The sequence below is a fragment of the Shewanella sp. SR43-8 genome (genome assembly GCF_014163775.1).
Taxonomy (GTDB): Bacteria; Pseudomonadota; Gammaproteobacteria; order Enterobacterales; family Shewanellaceae; genus Shewanella; species Shewanella vesiculosa.
This window is the reverse complement of record NZ_JACJDX010000005.1, coordinates 281,361-307,201: the sequence shown is the minus strand read 5'-3', so window position 1 is coordinate 307,201 and position 25,841 is coordinate 281,361. Positions and strand designations below refer to the sequence as shown.

The following is a 25,841-nucleotide window of genomic DNA, read 5'->3' as shown; positions in this document are numbered from 1 at the left end:
CAAAGTTTTCCAGTGATACGACTTTATATCGGCAGCAAATGTCAAAACATGCGATCGTAAAACACTAAAAAAATTAATCGTTGATTCGGATTTTACCCCTGGCCAGGACAATCATTGATTTAGCAGTCAATCATTTAGCATCACAACTTAACCTTAAACACATTCTGCTGCATGTACGCATTCCATCATGACCCAATAGAGCACTCTGATGATGAGTCATTTAAAATCTGAGTATAGCTGAACCCAAAAGATAACAATACGTTAACAATTTGATTTGTATCATACTCCCTAGTTAATAATAAAACCAAAAATATAATTTCAGATCTTATGTCTCAGTTATCGCTCCATGAGGTCAACATTCGCGTAAATGTTATCCTTGCCATTAGCGCTGACAGTTGAGTTTGCCAAGCATGCGCTGTCGCAATAGCCTCGTTGGCGAGCAAACTTATTCGATAAGTTTTATAGAAGTTTATTGCTGAAAGTGACACCCGAGTGAATTTGATAACAGCGGATTTATATTGAGCAGAAATACATCACGGATTACCAACATCGACTTCATTGAGCGAGGATTAAGCAGAAGGAAAAGTTCACAAAGGCTTGAGTAGAGCGAACCTTGTACGTTATTTCATTAAAAATATAGCGCTTAACTAACGGGTTAGCTTATCAATAAACTAACCCGTGTTGATGGCCAGTGTTATAACTCAAACAACACATCGGTGCGGATAATGTATTTAACCCCAGACAAAATAGGCTCTGAGCTATGAATGCAATGCAGCGGATGCATGCCATGTGGGAAACACAAGACACTTCCTGCTGGCGTTCGCACGTCAACTTGACGCATATTATCGCCATGTTTTGCTGGTAAACTTGGGTTGTCGGCATTAACTAAAAAGCGCGTGGCACCGCCTTCAAAGTCTTCTGTCAGTAAGATTAAAAATGTCAGCAGACTATAGCGATCGCCAAAAGCATCTCGCACTAACTGACCGTCTATAACTTGGCTTCCCGGCCACGAACCATCTGAATGCGGCTTAAAGAAATCACCTTGGTTATAGCGATAAAAACGAAAGCGATTATTGAGTCCCAAGGCTGCTTTACCAGCAAAAATGCCCAAGTTATCATCCATAAGATGGTTAACTCTATTCCAAATAACTTGCTCTGTGGTGTTATCAACCACCCAGGTTAAACTGTCGTTATGGCGAACATTGCGTGGTAATGACACCGCGGCGTCGGGTAAAAAGCCCATCGACTCACTCACCGAAATTAGCCGTTTACACTCATCTGGCGTCAATACATTCAATAATTGAAACGCACCTGGCACTTCGGCTAACATTTTTTTACTCACGTTAGCACGCTCAGTTTCGGTCAACTTTGCTTCATTAAGCTCAGCCACATTAGCGTGATAATTAGCCCATGTCGGCAATGCCGGATGTTCAGCGCCGGGTTCTAGTGCCACCACAAAATAATCTGAATTTACTTTTGCTGTGTTCATGTCTTTATACCTTTAACCATAAAATGGGCTAGCAATGTTTAACTAAAAAAGTGTGAGAGTTATTGTTTAATAAACATTATTTACTAAAAAATAACTGCTTACGAATAAGTGTGGCTAACCGCAAAAATTAATAACTCATCACTCGCACTTGAGCAAATTGGCGATGCCCAGCTGCAGTGCCATGAAAACCAAAACCACTTTGCTTAGCTCCTACCCATGGCGCATTGCCAGCACCAGCACCTTGATTAACCCCAACCATGCCAGCCTCAAGTTGTTCGGCAACGGCTTTAGCGCCTTGGCCACCAAACACCACAGCAGCTAAACCATAGTGGCTGTTATTAGCGCGACTAATGGCTTCATCAATATCACTAAAACGGCTTATAGCCACTACAGGGCCAAAGGTTTCTTCACGTTCTAGCAGCATTTCAGGAGTAATATCTGTCACAACTGTAGGTTGAATAAACGGTAGTTCATAGTGATCACTACCTAATAAAATACTCGCGCCTTTGGCGGTAGCATCTTGTAACTGCTCAAGTACTTTTTGGTGCTGTGTAGGATTCACTATCGGGCCAATATTCACATTCGCGGCGTCCCATGCCCCCACACGATAACGGCTGGCTAAGGCCACCACTTTTTGTTCAAACTCATCGGCAATTTGCTGGTCTACATATACTCGTTCTGTGGAAGTGCACATCTGCCCAGCGTTTTCAAACGAGCTTGCCACCGCAAAACGCACCGCGGCATCCATGTTGGCACCAGCCATCACAATCATAGGATCGTTGCCGCCAAGCTCCATTACTAAACGTTTTAAACCCGATGCGACATTAGCCATAATGTGTTTACCTGCAGCCATAGACCCGGTAAATGCCACCATATTAATGTCTGCAGCAACCAGTGCCTGGCCAAGGGCTTTATCACCTTGAACCACTTGCAGCACATGCTGTGGTAGCACCTTATTAAGGGTATTAATAAACAATTCGGCCACCAGCGGAGTTTGTTCAGACGGCTTTAATATCACACTGTTACCCGCTATAAGTGCTGGCATCAGTAAGTTATTGGCCATGGCTATCGGATAATTCCAGGGCGAAATGACGGCTACAACCCCCAAAGGACGGTATTGTAATTCAGTACGATTATCAACTTGCTCAGTGGCTAATGCATCGCCTATTTCACTGGCAAAATAGCTTGAATTTTGTAATGTACCGCCCACTTCATAGGTGGCACGGCGATAATCTTTGCCCATTTCTTGGCCAATGAGTGTTGCCAGTTCATCTTGCACTGCGTGTAATTGTTGATACGCTTTAACCACATACTGTTGCCGTTGAACTAATGGCAAACTTGCCCAAGCTTTTTGAGCAACTTGCGCATTGCTTATCACTATTGGCAACTGCTCGATGCTGGTTGTTTCTACGCTACCTACCGCTGTGGCTTCAATGTGTTCTCCGCCATCGACTTTGTGATAACTCGCGGGATCGTAAGAGGTTAATACTGCCATGGAGAAACATTCCTTAATGGTACTAAAGTGACGCTAGTCTAATTGCTGTCTATTTTGATACAATGGAATACAAAAGCAACCAGTATACTTTTAGTAACCTAGGTTAGATTGATGAAAACTAAAATTGAAACAATGACTAACGGTCAAAAAAAAGTTATCAACGCTTGTGCTGAACCTTGCTCGGTCGAGCGTGGTATGCGGGTATTAGGTGGAAAATGGAAAGCATCGATATTATGGCACTTGCAAGATGGTCCAGTGCGATTTAATGATTTGTCGCGCATGTTAGGCGGGGCAAGTAAAAAAATGGTCGATCAACGCCTTAAAGAATTAGAAGCCCAAGGACTGGTGACTCGCCATGTGATTAGTGATCGTCCTATTGCTGTGTCTTATAGTATTACCGATCTTGGTCGCACGGCATTGGATATTTTAGAGCGCTTAAAAGAGTGGGCAGATGAGTATATTGTTTAGCAAAGTACTCTGACAAAGATTAATTATCTAACGACTCAACAGCTTAATTGTCACAAAATAATAACAATATGTTAGGCTTGTCACTATTACGGAGATGAAATGCATGGAAGCCTTAATTTAAGGTGCTGTTATTTATGTTGCGTTACTTATCTGTGGTGATTTTCATCATTACATTTTTCAATTCGCCGATTTCAAATGCCAGACCAGCCATCACTTTTTACACCGAAAGCTATCCTCCATTTCAGTCGCTAAATTCTCATGGAGAATTGGTTGGCTTTTCGATTGATGTGTTACATGCTACCCAGCAATACCTTGATTTTGATATTAATATTCAAATCATGCCTTGGAGCCGAGCATATAAAAATGCCGCAAAAAATCCTGATACATTTATTTTTTCGATAGGTAAATCCGAAAAACGTTTACAACTGTTTAAATGGATAGGTGATTTTCACACGGTGCGAAATGTTATTTACAAAAAGACCTCTCGAGCTGACATCAATATCGTTAACAAACAAGATATTAATCGATACACGCTGGCGTTACCAAGAAGCGACATTTCACTAGAGAGTCTCAACATTCAACATGAACACCCAAATGTCTATTTGGTTGCAAACCAAACTAAAGCCCTAAAAATGCTTTATTATGATCGAGTGGATTTAGTCAATAATAATGATATCGGCCTATCCGGCTCAATAAAGGCATTGGGGCTTAAACGGTCTGATTTCACCATTGCGTATGTTATTAATAACATCGAGCTAGGTATAGCAACCCATAAAGATACTCGGGTTGAATTACTCGAAATGATGCGACATGCATTTGATACGGTTAAACAAAATGGCCAGTTCGAGCTTATTGTAAAAAAGTGGTTTCCTGAACGAATATCACCACAAGCAGCAACTCAGATCGCGGGACCAATAACGGTTGAGCCTGATAATCATAGTCAAACCACGATTGAACCACTTTCGCTTTAATTGGCTCATGTCGCTAAAACCAGTATATGGGTTCAGCGACAACATCAATGATTAATAATCGAACCCTAACTGCGCTTTAATGCCATCATTAAACGCATGTTTTATCGGAACAATTTCACTTACTGTATCAGCTAACTCAATAATGTCACGATGACAAGCGCGGCCAGTGATAATCACATGTTGCATCGCTGGGCGATTTCTTAACGCCGTTAATACTCGCTCAAGTTCGATATAGTGATAACTGACCATGTAAGTTAATTCATCTAACAACACCATGTTGATCGATTCATCTTTAAGGAGTTTTTCAGCTTCGAGCCAAGCTTCCATGGCAGCTTGGGTGTCTTTTTCTTTGTCTTGAGTTTCCCAAGTAAAGCCGGTGCCCATGACATGAAATGGTACACCTGCACCTTCGAGTAAATTACGCTCACCACAAGCCCAAGTGCCTTTAATAAATTGCACTACCGCGGCTTTATGACCATGACCCACAGCGCGCGTCACAGAGCCAAAACCAGAGGTTGATTTGCCTTTACCATTACCGGTTAACACTAATAAAATGCCTTTCTCATCTTGAGCAGCAGCAATTTTGGCATCAACACCCACTTTAACTTTCTGTTGGCGGGCTTTATGACGTTCAGCTTTGTTTGCATCAATAGTGCTAGCTTGTTCATTATCGTGGTTATCAGTTGTCATGAGATTATTCCTTTCAATGTGTTCATGTCCAAATGCGCTTCGAGTACGTCGGCAAGACGATTTAGTTGCTGCTCGCGGATCTGGTTAATATCAATAGCATGGCGACTCTCTAAGCCGGCCCACTGCAAAATAAGTTGGCATGCAGCGGGATGATCGAATAATCCATGCACGTAAGTCGCTAAAATTTGTTGGTCATTGCTCACCATGCCATCAAGCTTAGTAACTGGCATGGGCTGATCGGCATATTGTTCAATCGATAACGGCTGAGTTATATTCTCTGTAAGTGAAGACTCACCACAATGGATCTCATAACCACTAAACTCTACCTGCTGGCCTTGTAAACGTAAGTGACCCCTTACTTGAGTTAAGGTTTTACTAGCAGTTAGTACGGTAGTAATCGGTAATAAGCCCAATCCGTCACTGCAACCAACGTTATCTTCAATACCTAAGGGATCATCAATCCACTCACCGAGCATTTGGTAACCGCCACAAATCCCGATGACTTTACCGCCGTAACGTAAATGCTTTTTCAAGGCGAGATCCCAACCTTGCTCGCGCACAAAAGCTAAATCTGCTCGAACATTTTTACTGCCAGGCAATATGACTAAATCCGCGGCTGGCCACTCAGATGCTTGAGCCATGCTCTGCATAGTCACATAATGAAAATCAATATGTGGATGTAAACGCAGTGGATCAAAATCGGTATGATTACTGATCCTTGGATACACTAATACCAACACAAACAAACGCTGACTGGCAGATAATGGAGTCGATAACGTGCTTTGAGGGTTATCAATTAATGCATCTTCAGCGTCTAAATGCAGGTCGTGTAAATAAGGTAATACGCCTAATACTGGTTTTTGAGTATAAGCTTCAAGCCAGTCGATACCAGACTGCAACAAGCTAATATCACCGCGAAAACGATTAATCACAAAGCCTTTTACCCGTTCTTGCTCAGACGGGCTTAATAATGCCAACGTACCAACTAAATGGGCGAACACACCACCTTTGTCAATATCGGCAATAATGATTACTGGGCAATCAGCCTCCTCAGCAAAGCCCATATTGGCAATATCACCTTGGCGTAAATTTATTTCGGCCGGGCTACCCGCACCTTCAGTCACCACCAAGGAATATTGCTGCTGCAGGCGAGTGTAAGATTGCATTACCGCCGCTAATGCCATGGTTTTATAACCTTGGCTCTGAGGTCCGAAAAAGGCCTTAGCTTCTAATGTAGACAAGGCTTTGCCGTGAATAATCACTTGCGCGCTAGTATCTGAGCTGGGCTTTAATAACACCGGATTAAAATCGGTATGAGGCGCTAAACCACAAGCAATAGCCTGCAGTGCTTGGGCGCGGCCAATTTCACCACCATCAAGGGTTACGGCGCTGTTTAACGCCATATTTTGCGGCTTAAACGGAGCAACGCTCACGCCTTGACGGGCAAATAAACGACACAGCCCCGCCACTAAGGTGCTTTTACCCGCATCGGAAGTAGTGCCTTGCACCATTAACGCGCCGCAAAGGGGGTCACCTGTTACAGGTGTGGAATGAACTAATGACATTATGCTTTTAAGGGCAATGGCAGGCCTGCAACCACCAAAGTCACTTGGTCAGATATCGCTGCTACCGCTTGATTTAACCAACCAGCTTCATCAACAAAACGGCGGTTGAGCTCGCCCATAGGCACAATACCCGAACCGACTTCATTGCTAACTAACACCACTTCACTTTGCAATGCAGACAAACTGTCGAGCAATAATGATTTTTGCATGGCCCACGAAGCGCCATCATCTAGCAGTAAATGATTGGTAAGTAATAAGGTTAGACAATCGAGCAAGATCACTTGCTGGGGTTTATCGATTGCCACTAAGGTCTGGGCAATATCATAAGCTTGTTCGTGCAGTATCCAGCCATGGGGGCTGGATACTCTATCTTGTTGGTGTTGGTGAATACGTTGCGACATTTCTGTGTCTAACGCGGTCGCGGTTGCTAAATACACGCATTGATAACCAATCGCTGCGTATTCAGCAACGCATTGCTCAGCAAAGCGACTCTTACCACTGCGCGCACCACCTAACACCAAATGAATCATTAGCTTAACCCAACCGCTAAAATAACTAAGTAACAACATACTTCGCTGATTTGTTGCGCTGCCCCTAACGTATCACCGGTGTAGCCACCAATCTGTTTACGGAAAAAGCCACCAAGCAAAATACGCACTAACCACAAGGTAATAAACAACACAAATGCCGCCACGCCGTTAAGCCATAACAACACAAAAATACCGCTGGCAATCAAAATAAATAAATCGTTTAACTGTTGGTTTTCTGCAATAGGCTTAGATTTGCTGCTATCGTCATCGCGAACATATTGTTCACTAAAAATTAAGCTAGAAGCCACCACTCGACTTAAGGTATGACCTGCTACCAGAGCGCTTACCGCAGCCATAGGGCTGTATAATGCTAGCTCGACTAACAGTTGCCATTTCAGTAATAACACTAACCCCAAGGCTAAAGCACCATAACTGCCTAAGCGCGAATCTTTCATAATCCGCAGCTTATCTTCTACCGTCCAACCGCCACCAAAGCCATCAGCGGTGTCGGCTAAGCCGTCTTCATGAAACCCACCAGTAACCAACACACCGGCCACCATCGCCAGTAGAATGGCAATGCTCGCCGGTAAAATTAATTGTGCTAACCAAAATACTAACGCACAAATCAAACCTATCATTAAACCGACCAAACCAAAATAACGACTGGCCTGATTCAATTTATCGCGATCAATCACCACCCATGATGGAACGGGGATCCGAGTAAAAAAACTCATTGCCACAAAAAACAAATTTAACTGCCGCAACCACTTTATCTCGCCAGACATGTTGTACCCTTAAACGACATTATGAACGCCAGCATCATCGAAACTGGCCATTTGATTGTAAAAATGCACCGCGGCTTGAATTAACGGCAAGGCTAATGCAGCGCCTGTGCCTTCTCCAAGTCTTAATCCCAGCGACAACAAAGGTGTTGCTTGTAGCTGTTGTAACAAAAGCTTGTGTCCTTGCTCTTGCGACTCGTGAGCAAAGATTAAATAGTCTCTTGATTGTGGGGATAATTTTACCGCAACTAATGCTGCAGCAGTAGCGATAAAACCATCAATGACCACTAATATTTTTTGCTCTGCGGCTGCTAAAATAGCCCCAGTCATTTGCACGATTTCAAAGCCCCCCACATGAGCTAAAATAGCCTCTGGAGACACTAAAGCAGGCTGATGCAATGCCAGAGCTTGATTAATTAATTGTGTTTTGGTGACCAAGGTTGCATCGTCAATGCCCGTGCCTCGGCCAACACATTGCTCAACATCAATATCAAGCATTGCTGACATTACCGCCGTCGCGGCTGACGTATTACCTATGCCCATTTCACCTAAGGCAATCAGATTACAGCCTCCAGCAACATGACGCATAACCAGCTGGCGAGCTAACTCAAACCCTTGGGCGACTTTTTCAAGCTCCATAGCAGCACATAAATGCATGGCGTGAGTACCAGCGCCTAAGCGCTGATCGATAACGCTCGTTTGCCCTGTCAGCGGTTGTAATATACCGCAATCAATAATTTCAAGTTCAAAGCCGACCTGGCGACAAAACACGTTAATTGCCGCGCCGCCTTGAACAAAGTTATGCACCATTTGAGTCGTCACTTCGCTTGGCGCAATCGACACGCCATAAGCGGCAATACCATGGTCGGCAGCAAACACTAACATAGTTGGCTTAGTGATTTGCAGCTGTGTACTTAATCGCTGCTGATTGCCATTATATTGCACCCGAGCAACCTGTAATGCCAACGATTCTAGTTGACCTAAAGCCCCTAGCGGTTTGGTTTTTTGATTAATCTTATGCTGGATGATGTCATCAACATCTGGATTAACGGCTTCTATAACAAACATTTCAACTCCAACAACTTGGGCTAATAAATTTCAACATGATGCTCATAGCAATTCTTATAAAAGTTCTTATACCTGTGTCTAAATAATTAGCGCCGTTGGCGTAAAATAAACAAGAAAAACACACTGCCTAACGCTGCTGTAATAATACCAACGGGCAATTCTTGATTAAATAAAACACACCGTGCTATCACATCAATCCACACCATAAATAAGCCACCCAACATCGCGGTTAAGATCATCGGCTGACGCCCAGAAAACAATAACCTAACCGTGTGCGGGATCATTAAACCGACAAAACCAATGCCACCACACGTTGCCACTAGCATTGCCGTAATAAGCGAACACAGTAACAACATACTCAAACGCAATTTAGCGACATTAATTCCTAAGGTATGCGCGGTTTCATCTCCCGCTTGCAACGCCATAATTTGTCGTCTAAAGGTCAACATAATCAATAAACTAACCCCTACCGTTACACTCGGTAACAGTAAGTTAGACCAACTGGCTTTGGCAAAACTGCCTAAACTCCAAAACAGCACTGACGCCGCAGCCTGTGGGGTCGAAAAATACAACAACAAACTGGTCAATGCACCAAACAGAAACGAGGTCGCCACACCGGATAACAACATACGTTCAACTTGGCTACTTCGACCAGGTCCCGACAACATAAACACCACCAACACAGATAAACTGGCGCCGATGAATGCTCCTATCGGAATACTTAATGTTGACCAAGACCACCAAGGTTGTGCGGTAAAGTTTGGCGCTAGGGTAAATACCCCTGAAAACATCTCGGCAAACAAACCCGTTTGACTGAATAACGACACCACCAACACCGCACCAAATGACGCCCCAGAGCTAATGCCAAACAAATACGGGTCAGCTAAAGGATTGCGGGTCACGGTTTGTAATACACTGCCCGCTATAGACAAACCAGCGCCTGCGACAAAGGCCAATAAAATTCTCGGTAAGCGTAATTCAAGCACAATACGTTGGGTTATCTTAACCGCATGATCACTGCCATCAATCGCACTCGGTATATCGCCGCCTAATAAGGTATTAAATATCATTAATACGTCATTTAGATGAATATTGGCCGCCCCAAAACTGGCGGCAAAAATCGGGGTAAGCAGTGTAACCACAACCAACAAGCTGAAGTAAACATAGTAGCGACGTTGGGATGCATCAATCATGATCAGGGCCCACTTTGTGGCTGGGTTGGTAACCATAAAAATAACTAATCAGGGGCTTTGCGTGTTGTGGATGAACATTAATGTCGCAGCACACACCGAACACATCACTAATTTGTCGCTCGGTCAGCACTTCAGTTGGAGTGCCTTTAGCAATTAACTGTCCGTGATCGAGTAGTAATAATTTATCGCACATCGCGCTGGCTAAATTTAGATCATGTATCGATGCGATAACGCTAATGCCTAATGATTTAACCAGTTCAAGAATTTGAATTTGATAACGAATATCTAAATGATTAGTGGGTTCATCTAAAATAAGAATATGCGGTTGTTGCACGATAGCGCGGGCAATAAGTGCACGCTGTTTTTCACCTCCAGATAACAGTTCATACTGTTGCAGTGCTTGTTGCTGCAAGCCCACTTTGGCTAATGCGCTTAATACACGCTCACGGTCTTGGACGGTATTAGGATCAAACAAACCTTTATGCGGCGTTAACCCCATGGTCACTAACTGCTCGGTGGTCATGTCAAAATAATGCGGCGTATCTTGTTGTACCACCGCAATATTTTGCGCTAGTAACTTAGATGAAAACTCACTGATGGGTTTGGAAAAAATCGCAATATCGCCGCTCGTGGGCACAATGTAACGATACAGGCAACGTAACAAGCTTGACTTACCCGCGCCATTTGGGCCAATTAAGCCTAGCATTTGACCTTTAGGCAGACTGAAATGAATGTCAGCCAAAATCATTTTATTATCGACTTGCCAAAAAAGATGATTTACATCTAATACAGACTCAGACATGCAAGTAACCTCGCCATGTCCAATTAATTAACACATACATCGATTTAATCACTCCCCTAAGTCACCCGCTTAGGTATGGATAATGAGGCGATTCAAAGCTGGTATCTGACTTATGCACCAATACTTAATTGATCCATTTACAGTTGCGGGTACAGTTTGGGCTTATCCCAATTCCCAATACCTTGAAAGGCACTACTTTTTAAACTATCGTGTTGAAGATAATCATCTTAACGACATGATGTTAATACAATAAATATTAAGCTAGTCATTTTAACACCATGATATTGAGACTATAACGACGATGACAGTAACGCTATAACACGACTCTGGTTGTTCTCAAGTCTTAGGCCAATGTAAGGTAAAACTCACTTTAGCGGCTTTAGTATCCATCATTGGCGGTTGAAAACGATCAATATTATCAACATCGTCAGGCCAATACACATCGAGCACCATAATAGCAGCATAGGGGATCGCTAGGTTAGCGAATAATCCGCTACATTGGCCAGTATTGAGTACATATCCCACTAAACAGCGCATTACGCCACCATGAGTCACCACTAACGCATGGGGACAATCGTCACCATTAGGCTTTTGTTGAGCACTATCTGTCTGCGCAAAAGAGCTCCACAGAGCATCAACGACCGTCATTAAGCCAGCTTCCACTCGTGCGGCAAAATCGGTTACCGACTCAGCCTTGTCTGGTGTATTTTGTGCCAGCCAAGGGTTATCCCAATAAGCATCAAATTGTTGTGGGTTTTGCTGATAAATAGCATCAAATGATTGCCCATCCCAGACACCAAAATCAATTTCTTGTAGTGAAGATAAAGTGGTTAACGGTAACGATAGTTGCTGTGCTAAAGCTTGGCTAAATAACTGACAACGCAACAACGGCGAACTAAATACATGACTAATCGGATATTGCTGCTCGATAAAAGCTTGCTGCATTTGCGTCATACCAATATCGGTAAGCTTCACATCGGTGCGGCCGCGGAATATCCCTCCACCTTCACACTCACCATGGCGCATTAATATTATCTTGGCTCGCTTCATTGACATAAACCTCAGTTAGAGAGTCATAAACATTTATCAAACAGTGCCTTGCACTGCTAACACAGAGCAAATGCCCCCTCAATTTAATTAACTATTCTGATGTTAACTTACTTATCCAACTATCGAGTAAATCAAATTAAATCAAATTGCGCCTCATTGAGCTTAAATCAGCCTTGCTCTAGCGGTAAAAATTCGCGTACTATGGACGTCTATACGTTTATATGTCCAAAATACTATCTTAACAGGTCAGCATATAAAAGGTCATCATTATGAGCAATAGCTCTGATCTACAGTAGCAACCAAAAATTGCCTGTAGTAGCTGTAATAAACAATGATGTTATCGCCCTACTCTGGTAAAAATAAGGGTATGCTTATCTCAATTAAGGTATCAAGCAACATAGTGATAAAAAGGTAACTGTTATGGCGAAATCGACTTCTTACAGTCAAACACTTGAACAACTTAATGCATTGTTAGCGCAGCGTATTGTGATTTTAGATGGCGCCATGGGCACCATGATCCAAGACTATAAGTTGGAAGAAGAAGATTATCGTGGCGAGCGTTTTAAAGATTGGCATTGCGATGTTAAAGGCAACAATGACTTATTAGTACTCAGCCAAGCGCAAATTATTAAAGATATTCATACCCAGTACCTGTTAAACGGTGCCGACATTATTGAAACCAACACCTTTAATGCCACCACCATCGCCATGGCCGATTACGATATGCAGTCTCTGGCCGCCGAAATTAACCTAGCCGGAGCCCAAATTGCCCGCCAAGCAGCCGACGAAGTGGCTGCGCAAACAGGTTTGCCACGTTATGTTGCTGGCGTATTAGGCCCAACTAACCGCACCTGCTCTATCAGTCCAGACGTTAACGACCCTGGGTTTCGTAATGTCAGTTTCGACCAATTAGTCGACGCTTATGTCGAATCCACCAGCGCCTTAATTGAAGGCGGCGCCGATATCATTATGGTTGAAACCATTTTTGATACCTTAAACGCCAAAGCCGCCCTGTTCGCGATTGAAAAAGTATTCGATCAACTCGGCGATCGCCTACCTGTTATGATCTCAGGCACCATTACCGACGCCTCAGGCCGAACCTTAACAGGGCAAACCACAGAAGCCTTTTATAACTCTTTACGCCATATCAAGCCGTTATCGATTGGCCTTAACTGCGCCCTTGGTCCTAAAGAGCTGCGCCCGTACGTTGAAGAATTATCGCGTATTGCCGAGTGTTATGTTTCCGCCCACCCAAATGCTGGCTTACCCAACGAATTTGGTGGCTACGATGAAACCCCAGAAGAAATGGCCGAAGTCATTAATCAATGGGCTCAAGAAGGCATGCTCAACATTGTCGGCGGCTGTTGTGGTAGTACACCCGCTCATATCAGCGCCATTCGTGAAGCGGTACTCAGACACGAACCCAGACAGATCCCAGATTTGCCCGTGGCTTGTCGTTTATCGGGCCTAGAGCCTTTGACCATAGATAAAAATTCGTTATTTGTTAACGTCGGCGAGCGCGCCAACGTGACCGGTTCAGCTAAGTTTTTACGCTTAATTAAAGAAGAAAAGTTTGAAGAAGCCTTAGATGTCGTGCGTGAGCAGGTTGAAAATGGCGCACAAATTATCGACGTCAACATGGACGAAGGGATGCTCGATGGCGTCGCATCAATGGCAAAGTTTTTAAACTTAATCGCCTCTGAGCCCGACATCTCTCGCGTACCAATCATGATTGACTCATCAAAATGGGAAGTGATTGAAGCCGGTCTTAAATGCGTCCAAGGCAAGTCGATTGTTAACTCGATTTCGATGAAAGAAGGCGAAGCCAAATTTATCGAACAAGCCACCTTAGTCAAACGCTATGGCGCTGCTGCCATTGTAATGGCCTTTGACGAAGACGGCCAAGCTGACACTCGTGAACGTAAAACTCAAATCTGTACTCGTGCTTATCGCATTTTGGTCGATGTTGTCGGCTTTCCTCCAGAAGATATTATTTTTGATCCCAACATCTTCGCTATTGCCACCGGTATTGATGAACACGACAATTATGCTGTCGACTTTATCGAAGCCATTAAAGACATCAAAGCCACCTTGCCACACGCGATGATCTCCGGTGGTGTGTCTAACGTGTCATTCTCGTTCCGCGGTAACAACCCAGTGCGCGAAGCCATTCACGCGGTGTTTTTATACCATGCCATTCAAGCGGGTATGGACATGGGTATTGTTAACGCAGGTCAGTTAGCCATATACGATGACATTGACCCTGAGCTAAAAAAACGGGTTGAAAACGTAGTTCAAAACTTACCTTGTCCAGTAGCCGACTCAAGTAACACTGAACAATTGCTCGACATCGCAGAAAGCTTTAGAGGCGATGGCTCACAAGTGGCTAAAAAAGAAGATTTAGCCTGGCGCAGTTGGCCGGTATCGCAGCGTTTGTCGCACGCATTAGTTAAAGGTATTACTGAATTTATTGACGAAGACACTGAAGCTGCCCGCCAAGAAGCTGTGCGTCCACTGGACGTGATTGAAGGGCCATTAATGGACGGCATGAACGTGGTCGGCGACTTATTTGGCGCAGGCAAAATGTTCTTACCACAAGTAGTTAAATCGGCTCGGGTAATGAAAAAAGCCGTCGCTTACCTTAATCCTTATATCGAATTGGAAAAGGTTGCTGGCCAGTCAAACGGGCGAATTTTAATGGTCACCGTAAAAGGTGATGTGCATGACATAGGTAAAAATATCGTCGGTGTGGTTCTCGCCTGCAACGGCTACGAAGTGGTCGATCTTGGGGTAATGGTATCGGTCGATAAAATTCTCGATGCAGTAAAAGAGCATAATATCGACATCATCGGCATGTCAGGTTTAATCACTCCAAGCTTAGATGAAATGGTGCACAACGTGAAAACCTTCCACCGTGAAGGCTTAACCATCCCAGCAATTATCGGTGGTGCAACCTGTTCTAAAATTCATACAGCAGTAAAAATAGCACCGCATTATCCACATGGCGCCATTTACATTGCCGATGCATCTCGTGCTGTGCCTATGGTGTCAAAACTGATTAATAACGCCACTCGCCAGGCTACCATCGACGAGGCTTACGCCGAATACGACATGATGCGTGAAAAACGTTTGTCGCAAACTAAGCGTAAAACCATCGTATCGATTGAAGCGGCGCGTGATAATCGTTGTCAACACGACTGGGAAAACTACACCCCGTTTACGCCTAATGTATTAGGCCGCCAAGTATTTGATGACTACCCGCTAGAAGACCTAGTCGAACGTATCGACTGGACGCCGTTCTTTAGAAGCTGGGAACTGCACGGTCATTACCCTGAAATTTTAAAAGACAAAGTCGTTGGTGAAGAAGCCGTTAAATTATTTGCCGATGGCCAAGCCATGTTGAAGCAAATTATTGCTGAAAAGTGGCTTACCGCCAAAGCAGTAATCGGTTTATTCCCAGCCAATACCGTTAATCACGACGACATTGAGCTTTACACTGATGAAAGCCGCAGCACATTAGAAATGACCACCCATCATTTGCGGATGCAGCTTGAGCGCGTGGGTAACGACAACTTCTGTTTGTCTGACTTTGTTGCACCAAAAGATTCAGGCGTTGCCGACTACATGGGCGGTTTTGCGGTGACGACAGGGCACGGTATTGATGAACATGTTGCCCGTTTTGAAGCCAATCACGATGACTACAATGCGATTATGCTCAAATGTTTAGCAGACCGTTTAGCCGAAGCCTTTGCCGAGCGCATGCACGAACGTGTTCGTAAAGAATTTTGGGGTTATGCCGCGGATGAAGTGCTCGATAACGAAGCGTTAATTCGCGAACGTTATAAAGGCATTCGTCCAGCGCCAGGTTACCCAGCATGCCCAGACCACACTGAAAAAGGTTTGTTGTGGGATTTGCTCAAACCCGATGAAACTATCGATTTGAACATCACCGAAAGCTTTGCCATGTACCCAACTGCTGCAGTTTCAGGCTGGTACTTTGCCCATCCCAAATCACGCTATTTTGGCGTAACTAATATTGGTAAAGATCAGGTAGAAGACTACGCTAAGCGTAAAGGCATGACCTTGGAAGAGACAGAGAAGTGGCTAGCGCCAGTATTGGACTATGACCCGGAGTAGACTGCCCCAGAATAGAGAGTGACCGAGAGTAAAGAGTAATTCTGATTAGAGTGACCTTGAATAGATAATGATCCTGAGTAATTAGGATCATTAATTCTTTTGCAGCCTAATAACCGAGGGAATCGCCAGGTCCCACCCTTACACAGGTCAAATCAAACGTCGTTCCGGCAATGCTTTTGAGCCGGAATCCAGCCCTTTGTTTTATTAAACTCTACGGCCTGTGGCTACCGAGGTCGAGGCGCTTCACAAATAGCAAATTAACATCGTAAGGTTCCCCCTTGCATAGGTCGAAAAGGGCTCAATGGTCCCCCCATCTTTTCTATTTACAGAAGAATTCCCCCCTGTCGCTCCGGCAACATTTTCCCTATTTAATCGACCATGGTATTAGACAAAAACCTCAATCAAACATACCCATTTTCATTATTACACCATAAAAAATAGTCATTTATAATAATAGATACCCTTAAAGAATCACTCTACAATAACGTCGTTTAAAAAATAATCGTATGAATGACAAAACAGGGAGTTGCTTCATCTATGGCCTATAGAGCATATATTGGGATTTTTGCATTCCTGACTCTCATCGTCGCCGTTAGTTGCTACTCGGAGGAGTCAATGTTTAGCATGTTTAAAAAAGTCGATGTCGAAGTGTTTCCTGAAGTGATAGGTAGCTTAACCCATGAGGGAAAACCTCTAGCCGGTATTAAGCTAAAAAGGGGTTATAAGTATTCTGGTGTAATGGAAGAAATAGAATGGGATTACACCACGACTGACAATGAAGGGAAATTTAGCTTTCCTGAAATTATTTACAGTACAAGTCACCCTAACAAGCCTTTCGCCGAAACGCGCGTTGCGCAAGCAATTAAAGTCGCAGAAGGTGACTATACAGACACTTTTCTTTGGTCAACAGTGGCTAGAGGCGAGAAACATATATCTTATCTAGTCGAGCGATTAGCACAATTAAATTGTGACCTAGCTAATGAAGCCATTAGTCAAGAAGTCATTGATGAAGAGTTCCCCAGCGGAGTTGTGCGATATCAGATATTCAGTATTTGTCGCTGGCCTGAACTGGAAAAATTAGAAATCGAGAAGCAAAAAAGATTCGGTGAATAGCAAATAACAATACTAGTTAACAAGGAATGTTTATGACTCAATTAACCCCTAAATTAGCCTCAGAGCTTGCAGCTAAAGTGTACGATGTAATCGATTTAGAGTTAGTACAAAACTTTGGCAACCCATATATTAACAAACACTTTACATTCAACAATGTAGGCATAGGAAAAACTGGCGGGTTTATTTTTAATCGCCAGTCAGGTTTTGCGGCGATGGGGTTAGGCAAAGGACAATACCAAGGAGATGCTATCATAGCGATCCGCGGCACAGAATTTAGTTCTGCTGCAGACTGGGCTACGAATGCGCAAGTTGGCTTAAGTGTCGGTGATGGTAGCCAAATAGTGCACGCTGGATTTAATAATGCTTTTACTTCATTAAGACCGCAGTTTGCGACTTTTTTAGATAAGTGGCGTACCTCAAACCCTGGTAAGGCGATACATTTTGTCGGACATAGCTTAGGAGGAGCAATCGCCTCTCTTGCTGCCGACTGGGCATCTGTTAATAATTACGCTTCAAATATTAATTTATACACTTTTGGTGCCCCAAGAGTTGGACAACAAGGTTTTGCCACCGCTAATACCCATAGACTAAATCAAATTTTTCGCTGCACACACGGCGCCGATGTAGTCCCTAAAGTGCCTTTATGGCCTTTTATTCATGCACCTTATCAAGGTGTTGAATATCGCTTAGATAACAGTCAAGGTTTGAGGATTAGTGCTCATGGTATGGATCCTAAAGCTGGGGCTGAACCAGGTTATTTAGTCTCTGCAAACACTGAGCATTGGGGCCATTTACACGTTAAAGCTAGCGAATATTTAAAGCCGGTAAAATTACGTTATGAAAACCGCAATCAAGCAAGCTATTCAGATCAGTGGAGCGACAAACTCAGTGCAGCATTAATTACTGTCTTAAAAGAGGCAGGCTATTATGGTGCAATTGTAGCGCAAGCGACGGCTTCTTACGGTTTGACATTCTATGATCTTGTCGCCAAAACCCTTGAAAAAATTGCAGCCGCGGCAGATTCTTTCGCCGACGATGTCAGAGGCCTACTCGGCCATATGTTGTCTTTTGCAGGGGCTGTAGTCACAACCGTAGTTGACTTAACTTATGCCACTATTCGAGCCATTTTCAATAGAATGCTTTCACGCTTGTATAGTAGTGTAAAAGAAGCGATTAAGTCAGTTCACAAATAATAATTATAATGATGCTAACAAAGGTCTCGGTCACTGTAATATATCATCAGGACCGAGACCTTTTATTTATGTACCCGAATACGTAAGTAATCCCTTATCCTATTAACTGAACCATGATGTATAAGTACCAGACTCCCGAACTCTATTATTCAACCATTAAACTTAGCTTCATATTGACACTACACACTTATCTTTACTCACACTAAACTCATTTAATCGACTCTAGCCATTGGTTAAATGATGATGCAGGCATGGTACTGGATCGTTGTGTAACAACTTTACTCGGTTCAAATATCATTAGGTAGAAATAAACGGATAGTAAATTGAGCGAATTATTAAGTTTACTGAACCTGAGTCAAGCGACTGTTTATTTATAAATACTGTCATTGTGCTTTAACCAGCCACTTTGATGTTGTCCACGTGGGTCGTGGTGAGTCCAATGAATAACGCCGCCTTTGTTGTTAAATTCATAAACGCCGTAAAACTCGACCGTATCGCCGACATTTAAGTTTTCTATCCGTGGGGCTAAATCAATATTATGGGCAACTAATAGCGTGTTACCGCCGGCAATTTTCAGAATAAATCGTTGGTGGCGACTGCCTTTCAGATCGTCAGCAAGTATTTTTACCACATCCCCTGAACCACCAACTTGAAGGTTACTTAGCTTATTATCAATAGCATTTTGCAACACACTATCACTGTCAGCGGTATAACCAGCATAAACGTTTTGTACAATTTGAGTGGTTGAAACCTTTCGGTCTAAAAAGCTAAATAATGCGAGGCCAAATAAGCAGATAACTAATATTTTTTTCATGTTTATCAAATCCTTTTAAACAACAATCAAAATAAAGCTAAGCAAAAACGCGATAGTTTATCGCGTTTTTAATGAGTAATCTAACGTCCACAATCTATTTAATCGACTCTAGCCATTGGTCAAATGATGATGCAGGCATAGCGCCCGATTGCTGTGCAACAACTTTGCCTTGTTTGAATACCATCAAGGTTGGAATAGAGCGAATATTGAATTGGGCAGCGAGAGCTTGTTGTTCTTCTGTGTTGAGTTTGCCGAAACGAAATTTGGGTTCCCATTTTTTAGCTGCTTGAGTAAATACTGGGGCAAAGTTTTTACACGGACCACACCAGCTAGCCCAAAAGTCGACCACCAGTGGCAGTTCTGATTTATTAGCATGGTGACTAAAATTTGCGGCAGTTAGTGTTATCGGCTCACCCACAAATAGGCTCTGTTTGCACTTTCCACAAGTGGGTTGTTGTTCAAGACGTTCTTCAGGGACGCGATTTAAGGTATCGCAATGGGGACAGGCTATTATCATGATTAGACCTCATCAACTTCATTATTGAGACTATTAAATCATAAACCTAGATGGTGTGTTAAACGAATAATCGTTTAATCTTCTTTATCATATTATCGCCTGCGGCACTAAAGTGTTAGCCGTTAGTGGCCGCAGGCCATAAGCGAAACAGCAACTCAGTGGATGACCACTGAGTTATTAACACCCTGTAATTACCTTGGTAATCTCTGGTTCACCAGCAGTCTTCCAATGATATTGGAAGTAACAACTCGTCGCGATAACCTCAGCCGACGTTGGCTCAGCTACAGCCAAAACACCTTTGGGTGCTGCAGCAAGAATATAACTCCCACTCAATGTGTAAATGCGATAAGCCCAGTCATTAACGTCCAAACCTGCTGCTTTGAATATCTCTGGTGCAGAAGTATAACCAGCGTTAAAACCAGTTCCGGTAGGATTGGCCGCAGCAGCCCAAGGCTGGTAATTACTGCCTTTTATACCAGAAAACTCAACAGTATCAGTTAATGTATTACCCGATGTCAGTGTTTTGGTTTTAAATAAAGTGACCGCTGTTTTGATCGACCCTGTCGCCCCCTCAATAGCGGCTATATGGGCGTCAGTTTTTAAATTGATAAATTTAGGCGCAGCAACAACTGCCAAAATGCCTAAAATAATAATAACAACCACTAGCTCTATCAGAGTAAAACCTGATTGGCGTGAACCTTTTGTTAATGTACTCATACGACGAATACCCTCTGATACAGTTAATGGCCAAAGTTTATATCAATTCAGTAAGCTAATAATAGTTAAATGATTATAATTAAGTCACTATTTTTTAGTGAATTATTGCCGATTAACCTCCCCCAATATTCACCGTCATTATAGTGATTTTTACTCCGAGGTTAATCGTTGCAAGCAGCGTGAGTCGTTTAATTCATCAATCTAATATAACCTGTAGATACAACAAACTAAGTACAGACTCAATAACATTGGCGTAATGACTAGAGTAATCTAGGGTAACGCTAAACCTTAAGTCGCCAAGTATCAAAGGTTTCTCGGCAAAGCTGCTCTCTAAACTTAGGGTGGGCAATATCAATCAGTGCTCGGGCTCTCTCGCGTAACGATTTACCGCGTAAATAAGCGGTTCCATACTCGGTGACAATATAATGCACATGCGCACGAGTGGTTACTACGCCAGCCCCTGGCGATAGTACTGTGGCAATCCGTGAGACTGTGCCATTAGCCGCAGTACTGGGCAATGCGATGACAGAACGGCCGCCTTCAGAAAGGCCTGCGCCGCGTATAAAGTCCATCTGACCACCTACACCTGAGTATATTTGAGTGCCCAGTGAATCAGCACACACCTGCCCTGAAATATCGACCTGTAACGCTGAGTTTATTGCCATCACATTGGGGTTTTTACGGATAATAGCCGTGTCATTAACCTGCTCAATATCCATGAATATTACCGAAGGGTTGTCATCTACAAAATCATAAAGTCGTTGGCTACCCAATGCAAAGCCTGTCACAGTCTTGCCGGGATGAACTTTCTTAAGACTATTGTTTATCACTCCAAGTTCAATCAGATTAAGCACCCCATCAGAGAAAAGCTCTGTGTGTACGCCCAAATCTTTATGTGCGGTTAAACATGCCAGCACAGCATCAGGGATCGCACCTATGCCCATCTGTAAGCAAGCACCATCACCTACCAGTTTTGCCACATGTTGGCCGATGGCCAGGCTGATTGCATCGCTTGGAGCGAATAAATGTTGTGGTAACGGCATGCTCTGCTCATACACTGCGGCCAACTTATTATAATGAATAAAGCCATCACCATGAGTACGAGGCATCATAGGATTAATATGAGCAATGATTTTACCCGCCATTTGGCAAGCCGCTAGCGTGGCCTCGACCGATATGCCTAAAGAACAGATACCGTGCTTATCCGGTGGAGACACTTGGATAATGGCAGTATCGATGTGCTGCTCGCCAGAACGAAACAATTTAGGCACTTCAGAAAGAAAAATGGGCACATAATCGGCATCACCTCCTTGTAGCAACGACCGCGTGGGTGATCCGGCAAAGAAGCAACGATGGCGAATATGATCCTTTAAACGGGGATCACTTAGCGACTCGGCCCCCTCGGTATGTAACTGCAATAATGTTAAACCATGCTTTGTTAACGCATGTTTGGCTAACGCATCGAGCAGTAATATGGGGGTTGCCCCCATAGAGTGAGTCCATAAGGTTTCACCATTTTCAATAAATGAAACGGCCTCTAATGCACTGCTACAAATTATTGGTTTCATTAATATTACTCAACATAATGACGCTATTGTGATGTCAGGGCAAAGCTAACGCTTTACATAGTGTTAACGAAGCTAAGGTTTAGCTCAAGCATAGAGTTAAGTAAATGAGACATAGAGACATTAGGAATGATCAAATCATTCCTAATGGGAGAATTGAGCCTGAAAGTAACATTGAGGACAGTCTCGAACAAGCTACAGAACCAGCATGTGCAGCGATTAAACCACGTCTATTCAGGGGGTTAAATGCAGCCTCTTCTGGCAATACAAGGCCAAGCTTGCGATCGTAAACTGTTGATACCTTCCCCAAAGACAAAACGGAATTACGGCTCAAAAAAACCAGCAAGGTGAATTAACAGTAATAAGATGATTTATCGCCACTAAGCTAAATAATCATTAAAATACTGACTTTTACTTGAGGAAATATTAATATATCTGGTCTACAGTTTTGATACAAAACTGATCTATTGCGTTAATTATTACGTATCAGTACAAATAAAACCTGCCTATTAAGCTAATTCATCTCAATAACTTAATTAATAACTCTTATTGGAATTCTATATGTTGATGTTTAATGGTCGCTTAAAGCAAGAAAATGAACAATTGAAAGAAGAATTGTTCTCCATGCAGCAAGTCAGAAAAAGTCTCGATAGTGAGATGATATCAATGACACTGGCTGCTGATGGCAAAGTGACTGAAGTAAATCAACATTTTACTAATGACATGTTGTTTCAACAACACTCTCCCATTGGACAACAGTTAATTGATATGGTGCCTCAACGCGCCAGAGGAACAGCTCATTACAAGTCAATGTGTACTGCGATAAAACAGTCGCAACATTGGGCTGGCGCACTGCAAATAATTAAAGGTAATGGTGAAGAGGCTTGGCTAAGGGCAATTTTACAGCCGGTAAAAAAGAGCAGCGGAGAAGTAAAATATTTTTCGATATACGCCAATGATCTTACCCGCACGATTGAAACCTCAAAAGAGCATGAGGATTTAATCCAAGCTTTACAACGCTCTACTGCGGTTATTGAGTTTGATTTAGATGGCACTGTGTTAACAGCAAATGATAATTTTTTAAATGCCATGGGCTACAAAAAAAACCAACTTGTCGGTAAGCATCACAAAATTTTCTGTGAACCGCAGGAGCATAACTCCACCGAATATCAACATTTTTGGGAAAAACTTCGTAACGGAAATTTTGTTGCTGATCGCTTTAAACGTGTTGATAGCTATGGCAGAGTTGTTTGGTTAGAAGCCTCCTACAACCCGATTTTCGACAGCTATAATAAGCTGTACAAAGTGGTGAAATTTGCGACTGTCATTACAGACCAAGTCAACCGTGAACAGGCGATATCAGAAGCGGCCGATATCGCTTACAGCACCTCTCAACAAACCGATATTACAGCACAAAGAGGTAATAAAGTGTTGTTAGAGATGGTTGAGGTCATGAACAAGTTGGCGTTACAAATGAACGCCGCAGCCCAAGGAATTGAAGATTTAGACAAACAGTCGCAAATGATTGGGGCACTGGTGCAAAGTATCAGTGGTATCGCCGACCAAACGAATCTACTGGCATTAAATGCCGCGATTGAGGCGGCTCGCGCTGGCGAACAAGGCCGAGGTTTTGCAGTGGTTGCCGATGAAGTTAGACAGCTGGCATCCCGCACCAGCAAGGCCACCGAAGAAATCGTTGAGGTAGTGTCTAAAAACAAAAAACTCACTGAAAATGCCGTTAGCATGATTGAGGCGGGGAAAAAACAAGCACTACAAGGATTAACTCTGTCTACCCAATCTGGAGAGGTAATGTCAGAAATTCAAGATGGGGCACAAAAGGTTGTTAATGCGGTTGGTCAGTTTGCCAATCAACTTAATACTTAATGCTTAATGCTTAATGCTTAATGTTAGTTAATTCTATTTCTACGTTTTATACACAAAGAGATTGAGGCATTGGTTAATATCTCAATCTCTTTGTTAGTTTAACAATGGCTTTGCAACAGGGTACCCATCAATCATGTCATTTGCTGTTAAACGTTAATTAAGCGCCATGATTAGGTTGAGGACAGCGTAAGCATCGGGCCTCTATTAGCTTGATACCTCATTAAGTTGACCTAAGGTAACCGTATTTCGGCCACTGTTTTTACTGTGATATAACGCCTCATCGGCAACTTTAAAAGCGCCATAGATCTGATTACGGGCTGGCAAAACTTGCACCATACCGATACTGATGGTCAGATTAATATTATGGCCATCGATAACAGCCATTTGCTTCATAACTTGATTACACAGACGGTTAGCAATTTGCTGCGCTACATCTAACTCAATGTTATATAAGATAACAGCAAACTCTTCACCACCAATACGACCGATAAGATCGTGGCTTCTGAGTCCTTTAGACATAATGTCAGCTACCGCTTTAAGGGCTATATCGCCAACGTGATGGCCGAATTTATCGTTGATCTCCTTAAAATGATCAATATCAATCATCATCAACACGACCTTTACCTGCGGGTATTGCAGCCAATGACGTTCAACCTGGCTGAAAAAGAATGTGCGATTAGCCAGCTTAGTCAAACCATCCCGTTGTGACTTGATAGTAAGACTCCGTTCCAGTTTTAAAAATGACAACCAAGGCAATAATAAAGCTGTAAGTGTTGTCAATGTAACGTGGCTAAGCAGAGTGTATATGGCCTGTTCAGGCAAACCACTGTAATTGATGTTATCCCAATGAAAACAAACGAGTGCGGCTTGAACTATCAAAACGACACTGTGCAAAATAAAAATGAACTGCAGTGTTCCTGTGTAGATAGGTTCATTAAATACTGAACGCCTAATAAGCCAGGCTCCGGCAATAAATAGCATTGCAACACTCAAGGAACCAACTAGGGTAACTAACGCCGGATTATGATAGCTAAAGAATAGTGCCAAAGTCATTAAACAGAGAATGGCGACACTACGCTGGCGTTTAGCTTTAGTGAAACGAAATCGTGAAAAGCGTATTAACCCAAGTAAGACTAATACAGCTGTGACAATGAGGAAGAAATCGGCGACAAAAAAACTAAAAAATGCCGGAACGTCATATCCTCTAGAGACCGAGGCTGAAATGCCAAAAACAAAGCAGCCACATGATAGCGCCCAATATTTAAAACACTTGTCTTTAGGTCTGCGTCGATAAAGTATCGACAGGTAAAAACCAATCAACAAATTGGTGAGTAAAGTAATGACAATCAGCGTGGGTAAATGCATTTCATTCCTAGCAACTAAATAGATCCCCTTTTGAATCTATCAATTAATGGTAGTAATTAACCATAAAGCAACTCTGTGGTAAGCTTATCGACTTGTATTTCACTCAATGCCATCAAGTTTATCATTCTGTTGTTAATCTCAGCACCGCTTAGCAAGCTACAATAACCGGCTAACTCACTTAAAAACACAGAGATTATCTAGGTGAATTAGGCTAAAGATATATTAATTATCAACAAGTTGAAAATGGATTGCCAAGAAAGTCATTGTGGTGTCGTAAGCGCTACGTGACACATCATCCTGATGCCATTTGCCATTAATCGCCAAGATTAAGCGCTTAAGGTTGATCCTTGTAGTAGGCTTAAGATAGCGCTGCACATAGTATATGTCTACAACTATATGATTATGTTCTATTTAGTATTATCACTTAACCTAA

General features: G+C 42.9%; 21 protein-coding genes, 1 pseudogene and 1 riboswitch. Of the genes and pseudogenes, 7 read left to right on the top strand and 15 right to left on the bottom strand.

What is annotated here, in order from left to right; translation table 11 throughout:
• Positions 1 to 694: 694 nt before the first annotated feature.
• The gene (locus H5114_RS08715; RefSeq protein WP_182722716.1) at positions 695 to 1,489 is read right to left on the bottom strand and encodes a 2OG-Fe(II) oxygenase; all 795 of its coding nucleotides are present in this window, start codon (positions 1,487 to 1,489) and stop codon (positions 695 to 697) included.
• Between the two features lie 127 nt (positions 1,490 to 1,616).
• Entirely contained in the window at positions 1,617 to 2,984 is a 1,368-nt protein-coding gene (locus H5114_RS08710; RefSeq protein WP_220492500.1) for an aldehyde dehydrogenase, read from the bottom strand.
• A 111-nt stretch (positions 2,985 to 3,095) separates the two neighbouring features.
• Between H5114_RS08710 and H5114_RS08705 the strand changes: the two genes are divergently transcribed.
• Both H5114_RS08705 and H5114_RS08700 read left to right on the top strand, forming a co-directional pair.
• Positions 3,096 to 3,452 (top strand): helix-turn-helix domain-containing protein, encoded by a 357-nt coding sequence (locus H5114_RS08705; RefSeq protein ID WP_124015612.1) that lies wholly within the window; start codon positions 3,096 to 3,098, stop codon positions 3,450 to 3,452.
• 134 nt (positions 3,453 to 3,586) lie between these two features.
• Positions 3,587 to 4,423 (top strand): ABC transporter substrate-binding protein, encoded by an 837-nt coding sequence (locus tag H5114_RS08700; protein ID WP_182722715.1) that lies wholly within the window; start codon positions 3,587 to 3,589, stop codon positions 4,421 to 4,423.
• Positions 4,424 to 4,474: 51 nt separating this feature from the next.
• Here H5114_RS08700 and cobO read toward each other — a convergent pair whose 3' ends face one another.
• The 8 genes from cobO to H5114_RS08660 form a co-directional block, all read right to left on the bottom strand.
• A complete protein-coding gene (gene cobO / locus H5114_RS08695) occupies positions 4,475 to 5,113 on the bottom strand; it encodes a cob(I)yrinic acid a,c-diamide adenosyltransferase (RefSeq protein ID WP_124015610.1) in 639 nt (212 codons plus the stop codon).
• Positions 5,110 to 6,678 carry a cobyric acid synthase gene (locus H5114_RS08690; RefSeq protein ID WP_182722714.1) on the bottom strand — a complete coding sequence of 523 codons (1,569 nt, stop codon included), beginning with the start codon at positions 6,676 to 6,678 and terminating at the stop codon, positions 5,110 to 5,112. Before H5114_RS08690 ends, cobO begins: the two co-directional genes overlap by 4 nt.
• Positions 6,678 to 7,208 carry a bifunctional adenosylcobinamide kinase/adenosylcobinamide-phosphate guanylyltransferase gene (cobU, locus tag H5114_RS08685; RefSeq protein ID WP_182697458.1) on the bottom strand — a complete coding sequence of 177 codons (531 nt, stop codon included), beginning with the start codon at positions 7,206 to 7,208 and terminating at the stop codon, positions 6,678 to 6,680. The genes H5114_RS08690 and cobU overlap by 1 nt, the downstream gene beginning before the upstream one ends.
• The gene (locus H5114_RS08680; protein WP_124015607.1) at positions 7,208 to 7,993 is read right to left on the bottom strand and encodes an adenosylcobinamide-GDP ribazoletransferase; all 786 of its coding nucleotides are present in this window, start codon (positions 7,991 to 7,993) and stop codon (positions 7,208 to 7,210) included. The genes cobU and H5114_RS08680 overlap by 1 nt, the downstream gene beginning before the upstream one ends.
• Before the next feature lie 9 nt (positions 7,994 to 8,002).
• Entirely contained in the window at positions 8,003 to 9,058 is a 1,056-nt protein-coding gene (gene cobT, locus H5114_RS08675) for a nicotinate-nucleotide--dimethylbenzimidazole phosphoribosyltransferase (protein ID WP_182722713.1), read from the bottom strand.
• 86 nt (positions 9,059 to 9,144) lie between these two features.
• On the bottom strand, positions 9,145 to 10,251 hold the full coding sequence (locus H5114_RS08670) for an iron ABC transporter permease (RefSeq protein WP_182722712.1): 1,107 nt from the start codon (positions 10,249 to 10,251) through the stop codon (positions 9,145 to 9,147).
• A complete protein-coding gene (locus tag H5114_RS08665) occupies positions 10,244 to 11,053 on the bottom strand; it encodes an ABC transporter ATP-binding protein (protein ID WP_124015604.1) in 810 nt (269 codons plus the stop codon). The genes H5114_RS08670 and H5114_RS08665 overlap by 8 nt, the downstream gene beginning before the upstream one ends.
• A gap of 78 nt (positions 11,054 to 11,131) precedes the next feature.
• A riboswitch (cobalamin riboswitch) is annotated at positions 11,132 to 11,268 on the bottom strand.
• Positions 11,269 to 11,389: 121 nt separating this feature from the next.
• Positions 11,390 to 12,103, bottom strand: a complete 714-nt coding sequence (locus H5114_RS08660) for a histidine phosphatase family protein (protein WP_165870059.1) — start codon at positions 12,101 to 12,103, stop codon at positions 11,390 to 11,392.
• Positions 12,104 to 12,523: 420 nt separating this feature from the next.
• On the opposite strand from H5114_RS08660, the gene metH reads away from it, so the two are divergent.
• From metH to H5114_RS08645, 3 genes are all read left to right on the top strand, one after another.
• The gene (metH, locus tag H5114_RS08655; protein WP_182722711.1) at positions 12,524 to 16,240 is read left to right on the top strand and encodes a methionine synthase; all 3,717 of its coding nucleotides are present in this window, start codon (positions 12,524 to 12,526) and stop codon (positions 16,238 to 16,240) included.
• A gap of 615 nt (positions 16,241 to 16,855) precedes the next feature.
• Positions 16,856 to 17,353, top strand: a complete 498-nt coding sequence (locus tag H5114_RS08650; RefSeq protein WP_182722710.1) for a DUF6795 domain-containing protein — start codon at positions 16,856 to 16,858, stop codon at positions 17,351 to 17,353.
• Between the two features lie 32 nt (positions 17,354 to 17,385).
• On the top strand, positions 17,386 to 18,546 hold the full coding sequence (locus H5114_RS08645; protein WP_165870058.1) for a lipase family protein: 1,161 nt from the start codon (positions 17,386 to 17,388) through the stop codon (positions 18,544 to 18,546).
• Positions 18,547 to 18,913: 367 nt separating this feature from the next.
• Here H5114_RS08645 and H5114_RS08640 read toward each other — a convergent pair whose 3' ends face one another.
• From H5114_RS08640 to H5114_RS08625, 4 genes are all read right to left on the bottom strand, one after another.
• Positions 18,914 to 19,360, bottom strand: coding sequence for a DUF3465 domain-containing protein (locus H5114_RS08640; protein WP_182722709.1), 447 nt, complete (start codon positions 19,358 to 19,360; stop codon positions 18,914 to 18,916).
• Between the two features lie 94 nt (positions 19,361 to 19,454).
• Positions 19,455 to 19,877 (bottom strand): thioredoxin TrxC, encoded by a 423-nt coding sequence (trxC, locus tag H5114_RS08635; protein ID WP_182722708.1) that lies wholly within the window; start codon positions 19,875 to 19,877, stop codon positions 19,455 to 19,457.
• A 177-nt stretch (positions 19,878 to 20,054) separates the two neighbouring features.
• On the bottom strand, positions 20,055 to 20,594 hold the full coding sequence (locus tag H5114_RS08630) for a type II secretion system protein (RefSeq protein WP_182697468.1): 540 nt from the start codon (positions 20,592 to 20,594) through the stop codon (positions 20,055 to 20,057).
• A 281-nt stretch (positions 20,595 to 20,875) separates the two neighbouring features.
• The gene (locus H5114_RS08625) at positions 20,876 to 22,162 is read right to left on the bottom strand and encodes an acetyl-CoA hydrolase/transferase family protein (protein ID WP_182722707.1); all 1,287 of its coding nucleotides are present in this window, start codon (positions 22,160 to 22,162) and stop codon (positions 20,876 to 20,878) included.
• A gap of 558 nt (positions 22,163 to 22,720) precedes the next feature.
• Between H5114_RS08625 and H5114_RS20720 the strand changes: the two are divergent.
• Together H5114_RS20720 and H5114_RS20715 are read left to right on the top strand one after the other, a co-directional pair.
• Positions 22,721 to 23,503 (top strand): annotated as a pseudogene (locus H5114_RS20720) (PAS domain-containing protein); the annotation flags it as partial.
• A gap of 96 nt (positions 23,504 to 23,599) precedes the next feature.
• Positions 23,600 to 24,043 (top strand): methyl-accepting chemotaxis protein, encoded by a 444-nt coding sequence (locus H5114_RS20715; protein ID WP_404948346.1) that lies wholly within the window; start codon positions 23,600 to 23,602, stop codon positions 24,041 to 24,043.
• Between the two features lie 204 nt (positions 24,044 to 24,247).
• Here H5114_RS20715 and H5114_RS08615 read toward each other — a convergent pair whose 3' ends face one another.
• Entirely contained in the window at positions 24,248 to 25,408 is a 1,161-nt protein-coding gene (locus tag H5114_RS08615; RefSeq protein ID WP_182722706.1) for a diguanylate cyclase, read from the bottom strand.
• Positions 25,409 to 25,841 lie beyond the last annotated feature (433 nt).